This is a genomic window from Variovorax ginsengisoli (assembly GCF_030486595.1).
GTDB classification, from domain to species: Bacteria; Pseudomonadota; Gammaproteobacteria; order Burkholderiales; family Burkholderiaceae_C; genus Variovorax; species Variovorax ginsengisoli_B.
In genome coordinates this window covers 13,165-34,405 of sequence record NZ_JAUJZH010000052.1, presented here as the reverse complement: position 1 = coordinate 34,405, position 21,241 = coordinate 13,165, and the positions used below count along the sequence as shown (strand labels likewise).

Sequence of the window (21,241 nt, the reverse complement as noted above, 5' to 3'; positions counted from 1 at the left end):
GAAACGCCTCAGCGCCGATGATAGTGCGGGTTCCCGTGTGAAAGTAGGTCATCGTCAGGCTCTTACAGCCCAAACCGCCCAGCCCCTCAAAAGGCTGGGCGTTTTGCTTTGGGGACGCCGCGCGGGCGCCAATCAGCAAGCGCGCGCTAAAGTCAGGATGTCAGCGTTTCGCGATCAGGCCGTAAGAGATTTGCTCATATAAACGGTGATGCCACCCATGAAGGGCTCCTCGCGATCGATAGCGAATGCGTATCGAAGATATAAATCGACGTTCGACTCAAACAACTTGTTCGTGAAGAGTCGGAGTCCTTTGAGTCGCAGGGCCAGTGCCGTTTCCTGTGCTCGCTCCAAGAGGATACGTGCACAACCGCGGCGCTGAAACGTTGGAGCGACCGCGAGGTTTTCAATTAGCAGCCATTCCGACTCGGGGATCATCTCAACCAGGGCCGCGAGCATGCCGTCGACCTCCAGCAGATCGATCAGATGTTCCCTAACAGCCGCTTCATAGTTGGCCTTCATCGGGAGAGGCTCGCGTCCGATCACCGGGACCCACTTCGCATACGCAGCTCGGCTCAGCGAGCGCACGGCTGGTGCATCCTCCTCTCCCGCGCGTCTGAAATGAAAATGCATGATGCGGAAGTCTAGCGAAAGGATCGGGCGTCAAGGCTCAATTGGCTGGGTGCCAATCGCCAATCAACGATTGAAAATGCGCGCGCCATCTGTGGCCGCCGCACCGACGGCCACGAGTTCGTCAAGAATTTCCCCGGCAAGGTCGTCCAATGGCGAGGTGTGGAAGAAGCGCGCCCGCACCGTCTCGACATACGGGGTCGCGGCCAGCCAGGCGGCCCATTCTTCGCGCGAGATGCTCTGCCATTCGAGCAGCTTGAACTTCAGCAGCACCTTGAGCGCGTGGCGCGCATGCTTGACCGGCTGCCGCTGGAAGCCCTCGAGCCGGCTGCGAGCCTTCCGCAAGGCCGCGGGCGCATCGTGGAGGACGCGCCCGTGACCGGGAACCACGTGCGACGGTGCGAGCGACTCGATCAGGTCCAGCGTGGCCCCGACCTCGTCGAAGGAGGGTTCGCCGAACAGCTCCGGAAAAACCACGCCGAAGCCGTTCTCCCAGAGCGCATCGGCCGAGATCAGGGTCCTCGAGACGGGCTCGAACAAGATGACCGAATGCGGATCGTGTCCCTTGGCGGCATGGACCTGCCACGGGAGATCGGCCAGCACGACCTCGCTGCCCGGGGCGAGCAGCCCATCGAAGCGGAAGCGGTCGCAGCGTTGGCCGGTGGCCTTGAAACTCAAGGCCTCTTCGTCCCAGGCCTCCACGGCCGCAGCTTCGCCGGGCGGGATCAACGCTCGCACGCCGGGATGTCGCGACTGCAGCGCGGCGTTGCCGCCGCAGTGGTCGCTGTGCAGATGGGTGTTGAGCAGCAGGTCCAGCGGCCGCGGCCCCAGCGCGGCGTCGATCAGCGCAACGGTCTGCATCGCATGCGTCGCGTAGCCTGTGTCGACCACGGCCGTCTGCGCACGGCCGGTGAACAGCAGAGTGTTGGCCGACAGCCAGCCGCGCTCGAAGACCTGAAGTCCCGCGGGCAGGCTCTCCGTCGCCGATGTCAACCTGTCGCGCCCACGCGCAGTTCGCGGCGCAGGATCTTGCCCACGTTGGTCTTCGGCAGCGCGTCGCGGAACTCGATCTGCTTCGGTCGCTTGTAGCCCGTGAGCTGGTCATGGCAATAGCGCATGACCGCTTCCTCGGTCAGGGCCGGATCCTTGCGGACCACGAAGACCTTGATCGCCTCGCCCTGCTTCTCGTCGGGCACGCCGATGGCGGCGCACTCGACCACCCCGGGGCACAGCGAGATCACGTTCTCGAGCTCGTTCGGGAAGACGTTGAAACCGCTGACGATGATCATGTCCTTCTTGCGGTCGACGATCCGGCTGTAGCCGTCTTCCTGCATGACCGCGATGTCGCCGGTGCGCATGAAGCCGTCGGCCGTGAAGGCGGCCGCGGTCTCGGCCGGCTGGTTGTAGTAGCCGACCATCACGTTCGGCCCCTTGATGCAGAGCTCGCCATGCTCGCCCGCCGGCAGCGAGCGGCCCTGGTCGTCCTTGATGGCGATCTCGATGCCCGGCAGCGGCAGGCCGATGTTGCCGCTGTAGTGGGTGTTGGTGACCGGGTTGTTTGTGCCGATCGCGCAGGTCTCGCTCATGCCCCAGCCTTCGATCATCGGGCAGCCTGTGACCTCGAACCATTTGCGCGCGGTGCCCTCGGAGGCCGCCATGCCGCCGGCCTGCGAGACGAACAGCTGCGAGAAGTCGACGTTCTTGAACTCCGGATGGACCAGCAGGGCATTGAAGAGCGTGTTCACTGCGGGAAGCATGTGGAACGGCCGCTTCTTGAGGACGGCGATGAACTTGCCGATGTCGCGCGGGTTGGGCACCAGCGTCAGGTGCGAACCTTGCCGGATCGCGAGCAGGAGCAGCGTCAGGGCGAAGATGTGATAGAGCGGCAGGGCGGCGATGCTGTTGACCTTGGACAGGTCGCCCGCCCGGCCCAGCGCCGGCGTGAACCAGGCCTCGGCCTGCAGGGTGGCGGCGACGATGTTGCGATGGGTCAGCACCGCGCCCTTCGACAGTCCTGTGGTGCCGCCGGTGTACTGCAGGAACGCGATCGAATCGAGGGTGCTCGGATCGGCCGCCAGCGTGCGGCCGCGACCGGCCGCGATCGCGTCCTTGAAAGGCGTGACGGTGCGTCCGTTGGACAGCGCGATCTTGTAGGGCGGCACCATCTTCGCGAGATGGCGCACGGCGAAGGTGATCCAGGCGCCGTACATGCCGCCGAGCAGGTCGCCCATCGAGGTCACGGCCACGTGCTTGATCGCGGTCTGGTCGATCACCTGCTCGAGCGTGGTGGCGAAGTTCTCGAGGATGACGATCGCGGTGGCGCCCGAGTCCCTGAGCTGGTGTTCGAGTTCGCGCGCCGTGTAGAGCGGATTGACGTTGACGCAGGTGTAGCCCGCACGCAGCACGCCGCAGACCGTGACCGCGAACTGGGGCACGTTGGGCAGCATCACCGCCACGCGGGCGCCGGGCTCGAGGCCGAGCGACTGCAGCCACGCGCCCAGGGCCTTCGACAGCACGTCGACCTCGCCATAGGTCATCCACTGCTCCATGCAGACCGAGAAGGGACGCTCGGCGTAGCGCTTGAACGACTCGTCGAACAACTGCCCCAGCGAGCCGTACTGCTCGGGATGGACTTCATGCGGCACGCCGGCGGGATAACTCTGAAGCACTGATGTCTGCATTCGATCTCCTTTGGCGCGGATTGTCGGAGCGACCCGCCACCCGACGCCAGCGGGCTTGTCCTAGGAGCGCGGGTCGCGCGTGCGATAGTTGGCGGATGGTTGCTCGTGCTCAGCGGTGGTTGGTATTGGCCTGGTTGGTCGCCGCGGTGGCGTGGACCGCGGCCTGGTGGAGCCGTTCGCCGGCGACGGCGATCGCGGGACTGCTGGTGCTGAGCGGCTCGCACGCGGTCTTCCTCGCGTTCGAGTTCGTGCTGGCCTGGCGCGTCGATGAAAGCGACCCGCTGCCGCGTGCCAGCGCCTGGCAGTTCTTCAAGGCCTGGCTGGCCGAGAGCATCGCGGCACCGCGCGTCTTCGCCTGGTACCAGCCCTTTCGGTGGCGCGCCATTCCGGACCACCTGCCGCAGTCAGGGCGGCGGGGCGTCGTGCTGGTGCACGGCTTCGTCGGCAATCGCGCGTTCTGGACGCCCTGGCTGCGCGAACTCCGCGCCGCCGACCGGGCCTTCGTCGCGGTCGACCTCGAGCCGGTCTTCGGCTCGATCGACCGCTACGTGCAGACCATCGATGCCGCCATCGTGCGCGTGACCGCCGCGACCGGCCAGCCGCCGCTCCTGATCTGCCACAGCATGGGCGGGCTCGCGGCCCGGGCCTGGCTGCGCGATGCCGACGGCGCGCGGGTGCATCGCATCGCTACCCTCGGCACGCCGCATCGCGGCACCTGGCTGGCGCGCTTCGGACGCACGGCCAACGGCCGTCAGATGCGGATGGGTGGCGAGTGGCTGCAACGCATCGACGGCGAGCGCACGAGCGTGCAGCAGGTGCCCTTCAGCTGCTGGTATTCGAACAGCGACAACATCGTGTTCCCGACCTCGGTGGCAACCTTGCCGGGTGCGGACAACCGGCTCGCCGCCGGCCGTGGCCATGTGGAGCTGGCCTTCGACGCCCCCGTCCGGCGAGAGGTCCTGGCGCTGCTCGACGCTACTTGAGCCAGCGGTCCATCACGCGCTGGAACTCGCCGCCGGCCTGCGACAGGTGCAGCCACTGGTCGACATAGGACTTGAAGGCGACGTCGTCGCGCGGCAGCAGCCAGGCCATCTCGCCGTACTGCAGCGGCTTGTCGGGATTGATCGCGCAGAGGCCGGGCTTGAGTTTCTGCTGCGTGATGGCCTCGGCCGACTCGGTGACGAAGACGTCGGCGCGGTTGGCCAGGATCTCGTCGAAGATCGTGACGTTCTCGCCGTGCAGGGTCAGCTTGGCCTGCTTGAAGTTGGCGCGCGCGAAACGCTCGTTGCTGCCGCCCGGGTTGAAGATCACGCGCACCGAGGGCTTGTCGATCTGGGCCACCGTCTGGTACTTGGCGGCATCGGCGCAGCGCGCGATCGGCGTCTTGCCGTTGACCATGTAGGCGCTGCTGAAGAAGGCGAGCTTCTGCCGGTCGGTGGTCACCGAGATGCCGCCGACCGCCATGTCGCACTTGGCCGCAGTGAGGTCGGGCATCAGGTTGGCCCAGCTGGTCTTGACCCACTCCGGCCGGGCGTTGAGGCTGGCGGCGAAGCCTGTCATGAGGTCGACGTCGATGCCCTCGTAGCCCGCGTCCGGCTTCTGGAAGCTGAAGGGCTTGTAGTCGCCCGGCGTGCAGATGCGCAGCACGCCGGCCTTCTGCACGGCGTCCAGGCGGGACACCGGCGCCGCCTGGGGTGGCGCCGTGGCGCAGCCTCCGAGCACCAGCGCCGCGGCCGTGATCCAGGGGAGGGAACGAAGCGGGGACGACGTCGGCAGGCGCATGGAGGCTCCAGGTGGGATCGGGGCGCCTATTGTGCGGCGGCCAGCACCCCGCGGCGAATCTGGTCGAGCTCGATGCTCTCGAACAGCGCCTTGAAGTTTCCTTCGCCGAAGCCGTCGTCGCCCTTGCGCTGGATGAACTCGAAGAAGATCGGCCCGAGCTGGTTCTCGCTGAAGATCTGCAGCAGCAGCGCGCCTTTCTTGCCGTCGACCAGGATCTTGCGCTGCTTGAGCGCCGCCACGTCTTCGCCATGGCCCGGGATGCGCTTGTCGACCAGCTCGTAGTAGGTGTCGATGGTGTCGAGCAGCTTCACGCCCGCGGCCCGCAGCGCGTCCACTGTGTGGAAGAGGTCGCGCGAGCCCATCGCGATGTGCTGGATGCCCTCGCCGCGGTAGCTGTCGAGGTACTCCTGGATCTGGCCGGCCTTCTCGTTGCCTTCCTCGTTGATCGGGATGCGGATCTTGCCGCAGGGGCTGGTCATGGCCTTGCTCTTGACGCCCGTGACCTGGCCCTCGATGTCGAAGTAGCGGATCTCGCGGAAGTTGAACAAGCGCTCGTAGAAATCGGCCCACTCCTTGAGCCGCCCGCGGTGCACGTTGTGGGTCAGGTGGTCGATGTAGGTCAGGCCATGGCCCTCGGGCGCCAGCGCCTCGACCGCCGAGAGGCCCGGCAGCGCCTCGAAGTCGACGTCGTAGAAGCCGATGTTGCCGATGTCGCCGGGTGCCGCGCCGTTCTTGCCGCGCCAGCGGTCGACGAAATAGATCAGGCTGTCGCCGATGCCCTTGATCGCCGGGATGTTGAGCTCGCCCGGGCCGGCGCCGGGCGCGAAGCCCCAGGCCCCGAGGCCGATCGCGCGCTCGTAGGCCGCCTTGGCATCCTGCACGCGGAAGGCGATGGCGCAGATGCTGGGGCCGTGCTGGCGCGCGAAGCGCTGGGCGAACGAGTCGGGCTCGGAGTTGATGATGAAGTTGATCGTGCCCTGGCGGTACAGCAGCACGTTCTTGTGGCGGTGCCTGGCGATCGGCCGGAAGCCCATCTGCTCGAAGACGCGGCCCATGGCGGCCGGGTCCGGTGCCGCGTACTCGATGAATTCGAAGCCGTCGGTGCCCATCGGGTTCTCCCAGGGGGTGAAGGCGGCGGTGTCGGTGGTGCTCATGGCGTGATCTCCGTGGGAAGTCAGTGTGCGGCCGCGGCGGCGCGGTGTCGGTATGGAACTGTAAAAGCGCGGGCCTTCATGATTTCGGCGTTATTGGGCATTGAATCGACATCTGACGCAGGAAAAGTGCAAAAATCTAGCGATGGATGCACTTGACAAGATAGATCGGCAAATTCTGCGCACGCTTCAGGCCGACGGGCGCGCCACCTACGACCAACTGGCCGAGCAGGTCAGCCTGTCGCCCAGCGCCGTGCTGCGGCGGGTCAAGCGGCTGGAGGAAAGCCGCGTGATCGACCGCTATGTCGCCCTGGTCAAGCCCGAGGCGGTCGGCCTGGGGCTCACCGCCTACCTCAACGTGCGGCTCGAGAAGCTCACCGAGAGCCACAAGCGCAACCCGATGGACTTGTTCCGGGCGAGCGTGCAAACTTGGCCCGAGGTCGTCGAATGCGCGGCGCTGACGGGCGAGATGGACTACCTGCTGCGCGTGGTCGTGGCCGACATGGCGCACTACAGCCGTTTCATCATGAACACCCTGCTGAAGCACCCGAGCGTCCAGGATTGCAAGACCAGCTTCGTGCTCGACCGGGTCAAGGCGACCACGGCCGTGCCCCTGTAACAACGTGCGTCGGCTGCCGATAAGGCAGGAGCGGAATTTGTTCACTGAATCGTCTGGGAGCAGACCCCGTCCCCTTGAGGGTTTAGGGAAAACCCTTATATTCCATGCATGCTTACCGCCAAGGCCCTCTTTCTAGCCTCACTCGGCGTCGGCTCGTTCTTGAAGGCGCCGATGGTTGAGGCGCAACCGCGCGCCGCCGCGCCGCACCCCGTCATGGTGCCGATCCGTTCGATCGGCCCGCGCGAGCGCGACCGCATCGCGCAGCACCTGCTGGCCCTGCCGCAGCACGACCGCTACCTGCGGTTCGGCTATGCGGCGTCCGATGAACAAGTCCAACGCTATGTCGACGGGCTCGATTTCGAGCGCGACGAACTGTTCGGCATCTACAACCGCCGGCTCGAATTGATCGCGATGGCCCACCTGGCCTTTGCACCTGCCGACCAGCAGCAGGACTGCGCCGAGTTCGGCGTTTCCGTGGCCGTCCACGCCCGTGGACGCGGCTACGGCGCCCGCTTGTTCGAGCGCGCCGTGGTGGTGGCGCGCAACGAAGGCGTCGGCATGCTGTTCATCCACGCCCTGAGCGAGAACGCCGCGATGCTGAAGATCGCGCGCAATGCCGGCGCGACCGTGGTGCGCAGCGGCTCCGAGTCCGAGGCCCACCTCGAACTGCCGGCCGCCACCTTCGACAGCCGCATGAGCGAAATTGCGCTGCAGCACTTTGCGCAGGTCGACTACCAGCTCAAGACCCGGGCCAAGCAGTTCTGGTCGTTCCTGGCAGAGCTGCAGGAAATCCGCAGCGGCGTGCGCGCCGCGCGAGACAAATCAGCTGCTTGACGCTCACCCAGAGGTTTCCAGCCGCATAGCGTGGGTGGGTTATCCTTGCGTTTCCCCAACTCCGCCCTGCTGCAGTGGCCGACCCTCACCCTGATCGCGCGCCCGTCGAACGCGAAGACAAGCGCAGCTTTCTTCAGAAGCTCGCCGAATTCATCCATCCCGGGCCCGATTCCCGCGACGAACTGATCGAAACGCTCGCCGACGCCGAGGACAATGACGTGATCGGCGCCGAATCGCGCGTGATGCTCGAAGGCGTGCTGCGCATGGCCGACATGACCGCCGGCGAGGTGATGGTCGCTGCGCCGCGGATGGACCTGGTCAACATCGACGCGCCCTACGACGCGCTGCTGCACCTGGTGATCGACACCGCCCACTCGCGCTTTCCGGTCTACGAGGGCGAGAAGGAAAACATCATCGGCATCTTGCTCGCGAAGGACCTGCTCAAGCTGCAGCGCGCGCCGGGGCTGAACATCCGCGCGCTGCTGAGGCCGCCGACCTTCGTGCCCGAGAGCAAGGGCCTGAACGACCTGCTGCGCGAGTTCCGCGGCAACCGCAACCACCTGGCGGTGGTGATCGACGAATTCGGCCGCGTCGCCGGCCTGATCACCATCGAGGACGTGCTCGAGCAGATCGTCGGCGAGATCGAGGACGAGTTCGACATCCCCGAGGACGAGGGCGATATCTTCGGCCTGGCCGACCACACCTACCGGGTGGCGGGCGACACGCCGATCGAGCGCGTGGCCGAGGCCTTCGGCATCACCTTCGACGACGAGGCGCTGAGCCAGGAGTTCGACACCATCGGCGGCCTGATCGCGCACGAGATGGGCCACGTGCCCAAGCGCGGCGAGCACTACGCGCTCGGCGCCTTCGACTTCGTCGTGCTGCACACCAAGGGCGGCGCGGTGCGCTGGTTCAAGGTCTCGCCGGCGCGCGGCGACGACTCGGCCGATTGAAAACCCCGTTGCGCGCGCTGGGCTTCGGGCTCGCGGGGCTGGCCCAGGCGGCGTCGATGGCCGCGCCCTGGAACGGCCAGCCGCTGTGGTGGCTGCAGCTGCTGTCGCTGGCCGCGCTGGTCTGGCAGCTGGACGCGCTGCGCCCGGTCGGCGGTGATGCGTCGGCCGCCGGGCCCCGGCCTCGGCCTTGGCGGGCTGCGGGGCTGCTCGGCTGGGTGTTCGCGACCGCCTGGCTCTTCGGCACCTTCTGGTGGCTGTTCATCTCGATGCACACCTATGGCGGCTTGCCGGCGCCGCTGGCCGCCGTGGCGGTGTTCGCGCTGGCGGCGGCGCTGTCGCTCTACTACGCGCTCGGCTGCGCCCTGTACGTGGCCTTCGCCCCGGCGGGCTCGCTGCGCGCGGCGGCCTTCTTCGCCGCGCTGTGGACCCTCGCCGAACTGCTGCGCGGCAGCTGGTTCACGGGCTTTCCATGGGGCGCGGGCGGCTATGCCCACGTCGAAGGGCCGCTGGCGGTCTATGCGCCCTGGGTCGGTGTCTACGGCATCGGCGCGATCGCTGCCGGCATCGCGACGCTGGTCCCGTTGGCCATGCGCCATGCGCGCGGGCGCGCCTTTGCGCTGCCCGTCGGGCTGGCGCTGGTGTTGTTCGGCGTTCCGGCGCTGATCGCGCTGGCGCGCGGCGTGCCGGCCGATGATGCGGCCCGTTCGCGCGGCCGCATCACCGTGGCACTGCTTCAAGGCAACATTCCGCAGGACGAGAAGTTCATTCCGGGCGGCGGCATCGCGACCGCGCTGCAGTGGTACGGCGCGCAGCTGCGAGATGCCGACGCGCCGCTGGTGATCACGCCGGAGACGGCCCTGCCCCTGCTGCCCTCGCAATTGCCGCCGGGCTACCTGGACGCGATCGCGGCCCGCTATGCGAGCGGCACCCAGGCCGCCATCGTCGGCCTGCCGATGGGCGATGGCCGCTCCTACAGCAATGCGGTGCTGGGTTTCCGTCCGGGCGAGGCGGCGCCCTACCGCTACGAGAAGCATCACCTGGTGCCCTTCGGCGAATTCATCCCGGGCCTGTTCCGCTGGTTCACCGACATGATGAACATCCCGCTCGGCGACTTCCGCAGCGGCGGACTGGCGCAGGCGCCCTTCGTCTGGCTGGGCCAACGCATCGCGCCGAACATCTGCTACGAAGATCTGTTCGGCGACGAGATTGGTGCCAACTTCCGCAGCGCGGAGGAGGCGCCGACGGTGCTGCTGAACGTCAGCAACATCGCCTGGTTCGGCGACTCGATCGCGATCGACCAGCACCTCGCGATCTCGCGCATGCGGGCGCTGGAGTTCCAGCGGCCGATGGTGCGGGCCACCAACACCGGCGCCACGGTGGTCATCGACCATCGCGGGCGGGTGACGCATGAGCTGCCGCGGCTCACGCGCGGCGTGCTGAAGGCCGAGGTCGAAGGGCGGGGCGGGCGCACGCCGTTTGCGGTGTGGGTGTCGCGCTTCGGACTCTGGCCGTTGTGGGGATTGGCGCTGGCCGTCGTTGCGGCGACCCTGGCGCTGCGCCGGCGTCCAGGCTAGGGCTTCACCGGCCAGTCGCGCAGCTTGCCCGGGTTCAGCAGCCCGCGCGGATCGAAGCGCTTCTTCATCTCGACGATGTCGGGCGGCAATGCGCCGCCGGCCTTGCCGTCCTCGACCACGAAGACGTGCGGGTTGTTGATGCGCACGCCGTGCTCGCGATGCAGGCGGATGATTTCGGCCAGCCGCTCCTCGGTCGTGAAGCGCACCAGCTGCAGCGCACTGCAGGTGAGGAGGCCGTCGAGGCCGCGCAGGAACTCGACGTGCATCAGGACCTCGCCGGCGAAGCGCTGCTCCATCTCGGTGATCTGCGCCACGTGCCGGCCCGGGACGAAGCTGCTCTGGAGGTAGGTCAGCGACTTGTCGACCTTGAGTGCGTGCAGCGTCGTGTGGTTCCAGGTGAACTCCATCAGCGTGCGGTTGCTCTTCTTCACCTCCTCGGCGGTCTTCCGGTAGGTCATGCGGCCGCCGTGCGCATCAGCCAGCGCGCGCATCGGGTCTTCGGAGGACTCCGCCACCAGCGACAGCACCGCGTGGCAGCCCTTGGGCAGATGCTCGGCCAGCTGCGCCAGGTGGTCGGGCACCGGGCTGGCGAAGAAGGCGACCTCGCGCTTGACGATGCCGGGGGCGTTCGCCAGCGCGTCGGCGAAGGCCAGCGCCGGGGCGAAGGCGTCAAACACCACCAGGCTCTCGAGCCAGGGATGGGCCGGTGCCAGCGCCACTTCGAGCTCGAGCACCAGTCCGTTGGTGCCCCACAGGTGGTGCATGCGCAGCGCCTCGGCGCCGCGCAGCTCGACGATCTGCGGCTCGGGCTCGATGGTCATCGCGCGCAGGCCGAGCACGTTGCCGGGGGCGCCGAGCGGGCCGTAGTTGATCGATCCGACGCCGCCGAAGCCGCCGCCGAACAGGCCGCCGAGCGTCGCGCTGCGGTAGGTCGACGGAATGCAGCGCAGCTCCTGGCCGGAGGGTCGCGTGTGCTTCTCGAGTTCGCCGAGCCGGATGCCAGCTTGCGCCCGGGCGACGCCGGTGCGCACCCACAGCAGCGCGTTGTAGCCGGTCATGTCGAGCACCACGCCGCCGGCCAGCGGCGTGGTCTGGCCGTAGTTGCCGGTGCCGCTGCCGCGGATCGTGATCGGCACGCCCAGGCGGGCGCAGGCGCCGACCAGGGCTCGGATCTCGCCTTCGGTGCGCGGGCGCACGACGGCGTCGGCGCGCTTGTCCTTCAGCTGCCGGTCGAGCACCGGGCTGAACCAGGCGAAGTCCTGCGACAGCCGTGCGATGCGGCTCGGGTCGGTGATCCAGTCGAGTTCGGGCAGTTCGAGGTGCAGGCGCTCGATGGAGGTCATGGGTGCGTTCATCGGAATCAGTCTTGGGAGAGTTCGCTCGCGTGCCAGGAGCCGAGCGCGAGCTTGGTGAGCCAGGCCATCAGCACGAACAGCGCGACGCCGGTCAGCGAGATCAGCAGCAGGGCCGCGAACATGCGCGGGATGTTGAGCTGGAAGCCGGCCTGCAGGATCTGGTAGGCCAGGCCGGCACCCGAGCCGCCGGTGCCGGCGACGAACTCGGCCACCACGGCGCCGATCAGCGCCAGCCCGCTCGAGATGCGCAGGCCGCCGAAGAAGTAGGGCAGCGCGCTCGGGATGCGCAGGCGCACCAGCTGCTGCCAGCGGGTGGCGCGGTTGAGCTTGAAGTAGCTCTGCAGGTCGGGATCGATGCTGCGCAGGCCGAGCGTGGTGTTGCTGATGATCGGGAACAGCGCCACCAGCGCGGCGCAGACCACCATCGCGGCGGTCGGGTTCTTGACCCAGATGATGATCAGCGGCGCCACCGCGACGATCGGCGTCACCTGCAGCAGCACCGCATAGGGGAACAGCGCGGTCTCGATCAGCTTGCTCTGCACGAACAGGAAGGAGATCAGAACGCCGGCGATGGTCGCGACCACGAAGGACAGCACGGTGATCTTGAGCGTCACCATCAAGGCCATGCCGAGCGGCACCCAGTCGGTGACCAGCGTCTGCATCATCAGGTAGGGCGAGGGCACCAGGTAGGGCGGCAGCTCCATCGCCGTCACCAGGCCCTGCCAGAGCCCGATCAGCACCACGCCGACCAGCAGCGGATACATGACGCGCTGGACGTGCGGCTGTTGGAGCAGCGGAATGCGGGCCGGTTGCTTCTTCAGCGTGGGCGTCGGCGCCGGGCGCGCCCTAGCTGGCGTTGCGGAGGAGGTCATCGTCGTCGTTCCCGCGGCGGTTGTCGGTGCCAATGCGCTCATAGAGAAGCCTCCGTGCTGCGCACTGCCGCGCGAGCGCCTTCGGGCGGCCGGGCGGCGCTCATGCCTGCACCTCGTCGTGCGCGCTGCTGGCGCGCAGCAGGCTGTCCTGCAAGGTCTTGGCGTAGCGGCTGAACTGCGGCGACACCATGAAGTCGGCACGGCGCGGATAGGGCTCGTCGATGCCGAACTGCTCGACCACGCGGCCCGGCCGCGCGGCCATCATCACGACACGGCTCGACAGGAACACCGCCTCATGGATCGAATGCGTCACGAAGATCACCGTGAGTTTTTTCTTCTGCCACAGCTCCAGCAGCTCGGCGTCGAGCTTGTGGCGCGTGATCTCGTCGAGCGCGCCGAAGGGCTCGTCCATCAGGAGCAGGTCGGGCTGCGTCACCAGGCCGCGCGCGATCGACACCCGCATCTGCATGCCGCCCGACAGGGCGCGCGGCAAGGCCGAAGCGAACTTGTCCAGGCCGACCAGTTCGAGCGCTTCGGCGACACGGTCTTCCGCCTCCTTGCGCGGCACGCCGGCGAGATCGAGCGGCAGCCGCACATTGGTGCGCACGCTGGCCCAGGGCATCAGCGTCGGCGACTGGAACACGAAGGCCATGCGGCGGCCGCTCTCGTCGATCTGCGCCACCGGCTTGCGCCAGACCAACAGACGGCCGTCGGTCGGCTCGAGCATTCCGGCCACCATCTTGAGCAAGGTGCTCTTGCCGCAGCCCGAGGGGCCGAGCAGGGTGACGAATTCGCCCTCGGCGATCCGGAGGTCCACCGGCAGCAGCGCCTGGGTGCCGTTCGGATAGGTCTTCTCGGCGGACAGGACCTCGACGGCGGGGACAGTGAGCCGGGGCTGCGCCGGCAGCGTGTAGGCGGCGGATTCGGTGTCGTTCATGCAAAGCCTTTCGAGAGGGGCGCCGAGGCGCCCGGTGTGTCAGGGCAGGACCTTCGCGTCCTTCACGAATTCAGTGGTGTAGGTCTTGGCGATCTCGACCTTGGCCGGGTCGAGCAGCTTGGCCGAGACCAGGAAGTCGTAGCTGGCCTTGGTGCGCGCATCGGTGATCACGCCGATGCCCTGCGTGGCCGCGTCGCCGCCGGTGACCATGCCCATCTCCTTGAGCTTGGCGACGCTGTAGGCGAGCTGGTCGTCGGTCATGTTGGGGTTGTCCTTCTTGATCAGCGCATTGGCGGGCGCCGGATCATTGAGGTAGCTCTTCCAGCCTTCGGCCGAGGCCTTGACGAAGGCCGCCACCTGCTTGTTGCGCTCCTTCACGGTCTTGTCCATGCACGAGACCGTGGTCGCATAGGCCGGGAAGCCGTGGTCGCTGAACATCAGCACGGTGCTCTTCACGCCGGCCTTCTGGATCGCATAGGGCTCGGAGGTCAGGTAGCCCTGCTGCGCCGTGTTCTTGTCGGCGACGAAGGGCTGGATGTTGAAGGTGTAGGGGCGCGTCTGTTCGTCGGTGAGGCCGAACTTGGCCTTCAGCCAGGGCCAGTAGCCGCGATTGGCCTGGGCGCCGATCAGGATCGTCTTGCCCTTGAGGTCCTCGAACTTCTTGACGTCGTCGTGCGCGATCAGAACTTGCGGGTCCTTCTGGAAGAAGGCCGCCACGTTGACCACCGGCACGCCGCCTTCGCGCACCTGCATCATCTGGATGTCGCTCGAACCCATGATGCAGTCGGCCTGTCCGGCGGCCATCATCTGCGTGATGTTGACCTGCGGGCCGCCCATCTTGATCGTGACGTCGAGGCCGTACTTCTTGTAGATGCCCTGGGCGACCGCCTGGTAGAAGCCGCCGTGCTCGGCCTGCGCGTACCAGTTGGTCATGTAGGTGAACTTGTCCTGGGCCTGGGCCGGCGCGGCGACGGCCAGCGCGAGGGCCGCGGCCAGGGGGGCGAGACGGAGGGCGAGGGGAAGGCGCATGGTGGGGACCTCTCTGTGGGGTTGGGATCGAAGCGGAATCGGATGCAAGGAGCGGGCCTCAGGCGGGGAGGCCGGCGGCGGTCTGGATGAAGCCCTGTTCGTGGCCGCGGCCCCAGGTGGCTTCGTCGCGCACCACCCAGCGCAGGGCGTGCAGCTCGGTCAACGCCTGCACCCAGCTTGCGGCCAGGGTGTCGAGGATCTCCTCGCCCTGCTCGCGGGTGGCGCTGGTCGGATCGCCGATGACGCCGCTGGGGCCGAAATCGCGCGCGGTCCAGGCACAGGCCGGGCGGCCATCGGGCGACAGCAGCTTGATCGGGAACGGCGGCGGGAAATTGGCGGCGGCGCGCTCCATGTGCACCGTGTCGGGCGCCAGCGCGAGCATCAGCGCCGTCTCCGAATGGCCGGCGTGCATCGCGAGGCGCTTTTCCTGGTCGCTCACCTGCTTGCTGGCCGCGCTCGGCAGCCGCGACACGCCATGCGGCACGACCACGTAGTCGCCATGGCGCAGCCGCAGCTCGCGGGCCGCCATCTCCAGCACCTGCGGCTGGCCGCCATGGCCGTTGGCGAACAGCAGCTTGCGAAAGCCCGAGCGGTAGACCGACTCGCCGATCTCGATCACGGTCGAGAGCAGGGTGGTGCCGGTCAAGGTCATGGTGCCGGGAAAGTGCAGGTGCTCTTCCGACTTGCCGTAGGTGATGGTCGGCAGGGCAAAGGCCCGCACCTCGGGCGGCAGGCGTTCGAGGGCCTTGCCCATCACGCCCGAGGCGATGACGCTGTCGACCGAGCAGGGCAGGTGCGGGCCGTGCTGCTCGATGGCGCCGCAGGGCAGCACGATGACGGTGTTCTCGCGGTCGGGCAGCGCGTCGATCTCGGTCCAGCTCAGGTAGGGCAGGAAGCGGTGGGGCGGGATATAGCCGTGGAGCATGGGAGTCCTGTGACGGGAAGGGATCAGGCGAAGCGCGCCATCGCGCTGCCGACGCGCTGCATGAAGCGCTTGAGCTGCGGCTCGGTCGCCACGTTCATGTGGTAGTGGGCGTGGTAGTCGACTCGCGCCTGCTTGCCGGTGAGGCGAAGCATGTAGCGCGTGACGATCTTGCGCGGCGGGTCGCCCATGTACCAGGCGACCCAGCGCGGGCGGCCGTAGGTCACGACGGCCGAGATGCGCTGGATGTTGGTGAGCATCGGCTTGACGTTCTTCGGGTCGCTGAGGTCGAAGGCGACGCCGGGCATGAAGAGGCGGTCGAAATAGCCCTTCAGCATCGCCGGCAGGCCGAAGCACCAGGTCGGGAAGCAGAACACGATGCCCTCGGCCCACTGCAGCCGCTCGACATGGCGCTTCAGCGGCAACTGGTTGCTCGGCACCTCGTGGTAGCCCAGGCGCTCCTCGCGCGACAGCACCGGGTCGAAGCCCTCGGCATAGAGGTCGCAGTCATCGACCTCATGGCCGGCGGCGCGCAGGTTGCGCAGCACCTCCTGGTGCAGCGCCGCATGGAAGCTGGTTTCGACCGGGTGGCAATAGACGACGAGCACTCGCATGGTGTGTGTTTGACCGCTTAATCAGAGCAAGTGGTCAGGTTATGCAAGCGACGTGCCAGGGCCTCCGCACCAAAAGCGGGACGTCCGGCGAGCAGGCGGGGGAAAGGCTAGGGCTTGATGCCGCAGCCGCCGAGGACGAAGGCGACCAACTCTCGCGCGATCGGCTCGCGGTCGATCGGCGCGTCGGGCGGCAGGCCGAGCATCACGCGCGTCTGCAGCGCGTAGTCGGCATAGCTCTGGGTCATGGCCCAGATGTGCATCAGCAGCAGCCGGGCGTCGAGCGGGCGCATCAGGCCGCGCGCGATCCAGCCGTTGATGATGTCGACCTTCTTTTGCGTCCAGAGCCTGGCGTTGGGCCAGTAGCGCTCGAGGTTGCGGCCGCCGTCGAGCACCTCGCGGGTGAAGATCCGCGAGATCTCGGGGTTGTCGAAGGCGTGGTCGAGCTTCTTGCGGATGTAGTCGCCCAGCACCGCGCCGGGCGCGCCGGCGTGGTCCTCGAACGAGAACACCACCTTCCAGTCGTGCAGCACCTGCATCAGCAGCTCCTCGTAGAGCTCTTCCTTGCCGGGGATGTAGTAGTGCAGCTGGGGCTTGGTGAGCCCGGCGCGGGCGGCGATCGCCTGCGTCGAGGCGCCCTTGAGGCCGTGCAGGCTGAACTCGGCGATGGCCGCGCTGCGGATCGCGGCCAGGATGCGCTCGCGCCCGGGCCGCGCGCGCGACAGCGGGCCGCTGGGGGCCGGCATCTGCTGCGCGGCCGGGGACTCGGAAGAGTAGGTCTCGGAGGTCATCGTTTTCGGCGGGTGCCGCCGGGGATGGTAGCGCTTGCCCGGATCTTGCTGCGCCACGGTGTGCGGCCGGCGGCATGACCGCATGCGTGCACGGCATCGGCGGCCTGCGCCGGAACGGCCGCGATCCGGTATCTTTTCGGCCCTCCGCACCACACCTCCCAAAGGAGTCTCCATGTACTTCGCTTCCCGCTTCCGCCGCCTGGCGGGCGCCGCCGCGCTGCTGGCCGCAGCCGCCATCGCGCAGGCCCAGTCGCTGCCCAACGTCGTGATCCTGGCCACCGGCGGCACCATCGCCGGGGCCGGTGCCTCGGCCGTCAACAGCGCGACCTATTCGGCCGCCAAGGTGCCGGTCGACAAGCTGATCGCGGGCCTGCCCGAACTGTCCAAGGTGGCGAACGTGCGCGGCGAGCAGGTGTTCCAGGTCGCCTCCGAAAGCCTCACGAACGACAACCTCCTGACCCTGGCCAAGCGCGTTTCCGCCTTGTCGAAGCAACCCGACGTCGACGGCATCGTGATCACCCACGGCACCGACACGCTGGAAGAGACCGCCTACTTCCTCACACTGACGGTCCACACGGCCAAGCCGATCATCCTGGTCGGCTCGATGCGTCCGGGCACCGCGCTGTCGGCCGACGGCGCGCTGAACCTGTTCAACGCGGTCAACGTCGCGGCCAGCAAGGATGCCGGCGGTCGAGGCGTGCTGGTCACGATGAACGACGAGATCCAGAGCGGCCGCGACGTCAGCAAGACGGTCAACATCAAGACCGAGGCCTTCAAGAGCCAGTGGGGTCCGCTGGGCATGATCGTGGAGGGCCGGAACTACTGGTTCCGCGCGCCCGTGAAGCGCCACACGATGCAGTCGGAGTTCGACATCGACAGCATCGACGCGCTGCCCCCGGTGGAGATCGCGCTGGGCTACGAAGGCGTGGCCCCCACCGCCATCAACGCCCTGGCCGCCAGCGGCATCAAGGCGCTGGTGCATGCCGGCACCGGCAACGGCTCGGTGGCCGACCGGATCGTGCCGGTGCTGCAGAAGGTGCGCGCCGACGGCATCCTGGTGATCCGCAGCTCGCGGGTGCCGGACGGCTTCGTGATCCGCAACGCCGAGCAGCCGGACGACAAGTACGACTGGGTGGTGGCGCACGACATGCGGCCGCAGAAGGCGCGGATCCTGACGATGGTGGCGCTGACCAAGACCAAAGACACCAAGGAACTGCAACGGATCTTCTGGGAGTATTGACTCGCCCCCAAGTTGCCCGGCACTTCGTGTCCGGGCGCCCACCCCCCTGGCCGGGGGGCAATACCTGCGGCCCGGCGGAGCTGGTTCCGCGGTATTTCACGAACACGCCCCGGCTGGCGCGGGGCGAATCCTCCGGTCGGGTTGTGGCTCGTAAAATGGCCGGTTCGCCGCCTCGGCGGGCGCTTCGCCCTCCTGCGGCCACCAGGCCCACCATGCTGACTTTCCAACAGATCATTCTCAAGCTCCAAGCCTACTGGGATACCCAGGGCTGCGCGCTCCTGCAGCCCTACGACATGGAGGTCGGCGCCGGCACCTCGCACACCGCCACTTTCCTGCGCGCGCTCGGCCCCGAGCCCTGGAAGGCCGCCTATGTGCAGCCGAGCCGCCGCCCCAAGGACGGCCGCTACGGCGAGAACCCGAACCGGCTGCAGCACTACTACCAGTACCAGGTGGTGCTGAAGCCGGCGCCGAGCAACATCCTCGAGCTCTACCTGGGCTCGCTCGAGGCGCTCGGCTTCGACTTGAAGAAGAACGACATCCGCTTCGTCGAGGACGACTGGGAAAATCCGACGCTCGGCGCCTGGGGCCTGGGCTGGGAGGTCTGGCTCAACGGCATGGAGGTGACCCAGTTCACCTACTTCCAGCAGGTCGGCGGCATCGACTGCAAGCCGATCACGGGCGAGATCACCTACGGGCTGGAACGCCTGGCGATGTACCTGCAGGGCAAAGAGAGTATTTACGACCTGGAGTGGGCGCCGGGCATCAGCTACGGCGATGTCTATCATCAGAACGAGGTCGAGCAGTCGACCTACAACTTCGAGCACAGCGACGCCGACTTCCTGTTCACCGCCTTCGCCGCGCACGAGAAGCAGGCGAAGCACCTGATGGAGGTGCAGCTTGCGCTGCCGGCCTACGAGCAGGTGCTCAAGGCGGCCCACAGCTTCAACCTGCTGGACGCGCGCGGCGCGATCAGCGTGACCGAACGCGCCGCCTACATCGGCCGCATCCGCAACCTCGCGCGCAGCGTCGCGCAGAGCTACTACGAGAGCCGCGAGCGGCTCGGTTTCCCGATGGCGCCGCGCGAGTGGGTTGCACAGATGACGAAGAAGGCGGCCTGAGCGATGACCACGAACAACAACCTGCTCGTCGAACTGTTCGTCGAGGAACTGCCGCCCAAGGCGCTGAAGAAGCTCGGCGACGCCTTCGCCACGGTGCTGCGCGACCAGCTGATCGCCCAGGGGCTGGCCGATGCCGGTTCGGTGCTCACGGCCTATGCCTCGCCGCGGCGACTGGCCGCGCACCTGACGAACGTGCTGGCGCAGGCCGCCGACAAGGCGGTTTCGCAGAAGCTCATGCCGGTGACGGTGGGCCTCGACGCCGCGGGCCAGGCCACGCCCGCGCTGCTCAAGCGGCTGGCGGCGCTGGGCGCCGACGCCGGCGCGGTGCCGGGGTTGCAACGTGCCATGGACGGCAAGGCCGAGGCGCTGTTCTTCCAGAGCACCGCCAAGGGTGCGACCCTGGCCGAGGGGCTGCAGAAGTCGCTGGCCGAGGCGATCGCCAAGCTGCCGATCCCGAAGGTCATGAGCTACCAGCTCGAGACCAACTGCGAACTGCCGGGCTGGACCAGCGTCAGCTTCGTGCGGCCGGCGCACGGCCTGGTGGCGCTCCACGGCGACGCGGTCGTGCCGGTCGCCGCGCTCGGCCTGACGGCCGGCCGGCAGACGCACGGCCATCGCTTCGAGGCGGCGGTCGATCCGATCGAGCTGCGCGACGCCAACAGCTATGCCGGGCAGATGAGCGAGCAGGGCGCGGTCATCCCGGGCTTCGAGGCGCGCCGGCTCGAGATCGCGCGCCAGCTGGCCGAAGCGGCCGTGAAGGTCGGTGGCGGCATGCAGCCGATCGACGACGACGCGCTGCTCGACGAAGTCACGGCACTGGTCGAACGACCCAATGTGCTGGTGTGCGAATTCGAACGCGAGTTCCTCGACGTGCCGCAGGAGTGCCTGATCCTCACGATGAAGGCCAACCAGAAGTACTTCCCGCTGCTCGATGCCTCGGGCAAGCTCAGCAACAAGTTCCTGGTGGTCAGCAACATCCGCCCCGACGACGCCAGCGCGGTCATCGGCGGCAACGAGCGCGTGGTGCGCCCGCGATTGGCCGACGCCAAGTTCTTCTTCGACCAGGACCGCAAGAGGTCGCTGGCCTCGCGGGTCGAATCGCTGGCCAAGGTCGTCTATCACAACAAGCTCGGCACCCAGGGCGAGCGGGTCGAGCGCGTGATGCGCATCGCGCGCGCGCTGGCCGAGCAGCTCGGCGACGCCACCTTGGCGCGCCAGGCCACGCAGGCCGCGCAGCTGGCCAAGGCCGACCTGGTTACCGACATGGTCGGCGAATTCCCCGAGCTGCAGGGCACGATGGGCCGCTACTACGCGCTGCACGACGGCCTCGACGCCGCGGTGGCCGACGCGATCGAAGACCACTACAAGCCGCGCTTCGCGGGCGACGAACTGCCGCGCAATCCGGTCGGCGTCGTGGTCGCCCTGGCCGACAAGCTCGAGACCCTGGTCGGCATGTTCGGCATCGGCAACCTGCCGACCGGCGACCGCGATCCGTTCGCGCTGCGCCGCCATGCGCTGGGCGTGATCCGCATGCTGGTCGAGCGTCACCTGCCGCTCGACCTGCGCGCGGTGCTGGGCAGTGGCTTCGCCGCCTTCCATGCGCCGAAGGGCGGGGAGCTGGCGCTGAACGATCCCACCGACGCCCTCGAGGCCTTCATCTACGACCGGCTCTCCGGCAGCCTGCGCGAGCAGGGCGCCAGCGCGCAGGAAGTCGATGCCGTGCTGGCCCCGCGCCCGCAGCGGCTCGGCGAAGTGCCCAAGCTGCTGGCGGCGGTGCGCGCCTTTGCCGCGCTGCCGGAAGCACCGGCGCTGGCCGCCGCCAACAAGCGCATCGGCAACATCCTCAAGAAGTCGCCCGAGGCCGATGCACACGTCAGCGACCTGCTGCTGAAGGAACCGGCCGAGAAGGCGCTGCACGCCGCGATGCGCGAAGTGGTGCCGGTGGCCGACGCCCAGTTCGAGAAGGGCGACTACACCGCCTCGCTGCAGACGCTGGCGGCGCTGCGCGGGCCGGTCGACGCCTTCTTCGACGGCGTGATGGTCAATGCCGAGCAGGCCGACCTGCGGCTGAACCGGCTCGGGCTGCTGATGCTGCTGCATGCGGCGATGAACCGGGTGGCGCAGCTGGAACGGCTGGCGGCTTGA

20 protein-coding genes are annotated in these 21,241 nt (G+C 67.8%); 8 read left to right on the top strand and 12 right to left on the bottom strand.

The features are described from left to right. Positions 1 to 174: 174 nt before the first annotated feature. The 3 genes from QZH52_RS37345 to QZH52_RS37335 form a co-directional block, all read right to left on the bottom strand. Positions 175 to 519: a GNAT family N-acetyltransferase gene (locus QZH52_RS37345; RefSeq protein WP_366919370.1), complete on the bottom strand. Its 345-nt coding sequence runs from the start codon at positions 517 to 519 to the stop codon at positions 175 to 177. Positions 520 to 693: 174 nt separating this feature from the next. Further along, a complete protein-coding gene (locus QZH52_RS37340; RefSeq protein WP_301816322.1) occupies positions 694 to 1,620 on the bottom strand; it encodes an MBL fold metallo-hydrolase in 927 nt (308 codons plus the stop codon). Beyond that, positions 1,617 to 3,308, bottom strand: coding sequence for an AMP-binding protein (locus tag QZH52_RS37335; protein WP_301816321.1), 1,692 nt, complete (start codon positions 3,306 to 3,308; stop codon positions 1,617 to 1,619). The genes QZH52_RS37340 and QZH52_RS37335 overlap by 4 nt, the downstream gene beginning before the upstream one ends. A 125-nt stretch (positions 3,309 to 3,433) precedes the next feature. On the opposite strand from QZH52_RS37335, the gene QZH52_RS37330 reads away from it, so the two are divergent. Further along, a complete protein-coding gene (locus QZH52_RS37330) occupies positions 3,434 to 4,291 on the top strand; it encodes an esterase/lipase family protein (RefSeq protein ID WP_366919369.1) in 858 nt (285 codons plus the stop codon). Here QZH52_RS37330 and QZH52_RS37325 read toward each other — a convergent pair. Together QZH52_RS37325 and hppD are read right to left on the bottom strand one after the other, a co-directional pair. Then, entirely contained in the window at positions 4,284 to 5,090 is an 807-nt protein-coding gene (locus QZH52_RS37325) for a transporter substrate-binding domain-containing protein (protein ID WP_301816319.1), read from the bottom strand. The two genes, QZH52_RS37330 and QZH52_RS37325, sit on opposite strands and share 8 nt — an antisense overlap. Positions 5,091 to 5,116: 26 nt before the next feature. Further along, positions 5,117 to 6,244, bottom strand: coding sequence for a 4-hydroxyphenylpyruvate dioxygenase (gene hppD, locus QZH52_RS37320; RefSeq protein WP_286534899.1), 1,128 nt, complete (start codon positions 6,242 to 6,244; stop codon positions 5,117 to 5,119). 142 nt (positions 6,245 to 6,386) lie between these two features. Between hppD and QZH52_RS37315 the strand changes: the two genes are divergently transcribed. From QZH52_RS37315 to lnt, 4 genes are all read left to right on the top strand, one after another. Then, the gene (locus QZH52_RS37315; protein WP_286505783.1) at positions 6,387 to 6,860 is read left to right on the top strand and encodes an Lrp/AsnC family transcriptional regulator; all 474 of its coding nucleotides are present in this window, start codon (positions 6,387 to 6,389) and stop codon (positions 6,858 to 6,860) included. Positions 6,861 to 6,968: 108 nt separating this feature from the next. Then, the gene (locus tag QZH52_RS37310) at positions 6,969 to 7,694 is read left to right on the top strand and encodes a GNAT family N-acetyltransferase (protein ID WP_286534898.1); all 726 of its coding nucleotides are present in this window, start codon (positions 6,969 to 6,971) and stop codon (positions 7,692 to 7,694) included. 74 nt (positions 7,695 to 7,768) lie between these two features. Beyond that, on the top strand, positions 7,769 to 8,647 hold the full coding sequence (locus QZH52_RS37305; protein ID WP_286529482.1) for a CorC family transporter: 879 nt from the start codon (positions 7,769 to 7,771) through the stop codon (positions 8,645 to 8,647). Between the two features lie 56 nt (positions 8,648 to 8,703). After that, entirely contained in the window at positions 8,704 to 10,221 is a 1,518-nt protein-coding gene (lnt, locus tag QZH52_RS37300; protein WP_301816324.1) for an apolipoprotein N-acyltransferase, read from the top strand. Here lnt and QZH52_RS37295 read toward each other — a convergent pair. The 7 genes from QZH52_RS37295 to QZH52_RS37265 all read right to left on the bottom strand — a co-directional run bounded on the left by QZH52_RS37295 (position 10,218) and on the right by QZH52_RS37265 (position 16,693). Continuing rightward, the gene (locus QZH52_RS37295; protein ID WP_301816318.1) at positions 10,218 to 11,576 is read right to left on the bottom strand and encodes an FAD-binding oxidoreductase; all 1,359 of its coding nucleotides are present in this window, start codon (positions 11,574 to 11,576) and stop codon (positions 10,218 to 10,220) included. The genes lnt and QZH52_RS37295 overlap by 4 nt on opposite strands. Before the next feature lie 5 nt (positions 11,577 to 11,581). After that, a complete protein-coding gene (locus QZH52_RS37290) occupies positions 11,582 to 12,490 on the bottom strand; it encodes an ABC transporter permease (protein WP_436411678.1) in 909 nt (302 codons plus the stop codon). Between the two features lie 58 nt (positions 12,491 to 12,548). Then, positions 12,549 to 13,385, bottom strand: a complete 837-nt coding sequence (locus QZH52_RS37285) for an ABC transporter ATP-binding protein (RefSeq protein WP_301816317.1) — start codon at positions 13,383 to 13,385, stop codon at positions 12,549 to 12,551. Between the two features lie 39 nt (positions 13,386 to 13,424). After that, complete coding sequence (locus QZH52_RS37280; RefSeq protein WP_301816316.1) at positions 13,425 to 14,414, bottom strand: ABC transporter substrate-binding protein; 990 nt, start codon at positions 14,412 to 14,414, stop codon at positions 13,425 to 13,427. Positions 14,415 to 14,472: 58 nt separating this feature from the next. Beyond that, the gene (locus QZH52_RS37275) at positions 14,473 to 15,339 is read right to left on the bottom strand and encodes a creatininase family protein (protein WP_301816315.1); all 867 of its coding nucleotides are present in this window, start codon (positions 15,337 to 15,339) and stop codon (positions 14,473 to 14,475) included. 23 nt (positions 15,340 to 15,362) lie between these two features. Next, positions 15,363 to 15,950, bottom strand: coding sequence for an NAD(P)H-dependent oxidoreductase (locus tag QZH52_RS37270; RefSeq protein ID WP_286534894.1), 588 nt, complete (start codon positions 15,948 to 15,950; stop codon positions 15,363 to 15,365). 107 nt (positions 15,951 to 16,057) lie between these two features. After that, positions 16,058 to 16,693, bottom strand: a complete 636-nt coding sequence (locus QZH52_RS37265) for a TetR family transcriptional regulator C-terminal domain-containing protein (RefSeq protein ID WP_436411679.1) — start codon at positions 16,691 to 16,693, stop codon at positions 16,058 to 16,060. Between the two features lie 217 nt (positions 16,694 to 16,910). Here QZH52_RS37265 and QZH52_RS37260 point away from each other — a divergent pair, with 217 nt between their 5' ends. The 3 genes from QZH52_RS37260 (at position 16,911) to glyS (ending at position 21,241) form a co-directional block, all read left to right on the top strand. Then, entirely contained in the window at positions 16,911 to 17,978 is a 1,068-nt protein-coding gene (locus QZH52_RS37260) for an asparaginase (protein ID WP_301816313.1), read from the top strand. 212 nt (positions 17,979 to 18,190) lie between these two features. Next, positions 18,191 to 19,096, top strand: a complete 906-nt coding sequence (gene glyQ / locus QZH52_RS37255) for a glycine--tRNA ligase subunit alpha (RefSeq protein ID WP_301816312.1) — start codon at positions 18,191 to 18,193, stop codon at positions 19,094 to 19,096. Positions 19,097 to 19,099: 3 nt separating this feature from the next. Continuing rightward, a complete protein-coding gene (gene glyS, locus QZH52_RS37250) occupies positions 19,100 to 21,241 on the top strand; it encodes a glycine--tRNA ligase subunit beta (protein WP_301816311.1) in 2,142 nt (713 codons plus the stop codon).

Coding starts and splice junctions, on each gene's coding strand:
- QZH52_RS37265 (WP_436411679.1), bottom strand. CDS start 16,693: ATGCCGGCCCCCAGCGGCCCGCTGTCGCGCGCGCGGCCCGGGCGCGAG.
- QZH52_RS37310 (WP_286534898.1), top strand. CDS start 6,969: ATGCTTACCGCCAAGGCCCTCTTTCTAGCCTCACTCGGCGTCGGCTCG.
- glyQ (WP_301816312.1), top strand. CDS start 18,191: ATGCTGACTTTCCAACAGATCATTCTCAAGCTCCAAGCCTACTGGGAT.
- QZH52_RS37285 (WP_301816317.1), bottom strand. CDS start 13,385: ATGAACGACACCGAATCCGCCGCCTACACGCTGCCGGCGCAGCCCCGG.
- QZH52_RS37295 (WP_301816318.1), bottom strand. CDS start 11,576: ATGAACGCACCCATGACCTCCATCGAGCGCCTGCACCTCGAACTGCCC.
- QZH52_RS37345 (WP_366919370.1), bottom strand. CDS start 519: ATGAAGGCCAACTATGAAGCGGCTGTTAGGGAACATCTGATCGATCTG.
- QZH52_RS37260 (WP_301816313.1), top strand. CDS start 16,911: ATGTACTTCGCTTCCCGCTTCCGCCGCCTGGCGGGCGCCGCCGCGCTG.
- lnt (WP_301816324.1), top strand. CDS start 8,704: ATGGCCGCGCCCTGGAACGGCCAGCCGCTGTGGTGGCTGCAGCTGCTG.
- QZH52_RS37325 (WP_301816319.1), bottom strand. CDS start 5,090: ATGCGCCTGCCGACGTCGTCCCCGCTTCGTTCCCTCCCCTGGATCACG.
- glyS (WP_301816311.1), top strand. CDS start 19,100: ATGACCACGAACAACAACCTGCTCGTCGAACTGTTCGTCGAGGAACTG.
- QZH52_RS37315 (WP_286505783.1), top strand. CDS start 6,387: ATGGATGCACTTGACAAGATAGATCGGCAAATTCTGCGCACGCTTCAG.
- QZH52_RS37335 (WP_301816321.1), bottom strand. CDS start 3,308: ATGCAGACATCAGTGCTTCAGAGTTATCCCGCCGGCGTGCCGCATGAA.
- QZH52_RS37280 (WP_301816316.1), bottom strand. CDS start 14,414: ATGCGCCTTCCCCTCGCCCTCCGTCTCGCCCCCCTGGCCGCGGCCCTC.
- hppD (WP_286534899.1), bottom strand. CDS start 6,244: ATGAGCACCACCGACACCGCCGCCTTCACCCCCTGGGAGAACCCGATG.
- QZH52_RS37275 (WP_301816315.1), bottom strand. CDS start 15,339: ATGCTCCACGGCTATATCCCGCCCCACCGCTTCCTGCCCTACCTGAGC.
- QZH52_RS37270 (WP_286534894.1), bottom strand. CDS start 15,950: ATGCGAGTGCTCGTCGTCTATTGCCACCCGGTCGAAACCAGCTTCCAT.
- QZH52_RS37290 (WP_436411678.1), bottom strand. CDS start 12,490: ATGAGCGCATTGGCACCGACAACCGCCGCGGGAACGACGACGATGACC.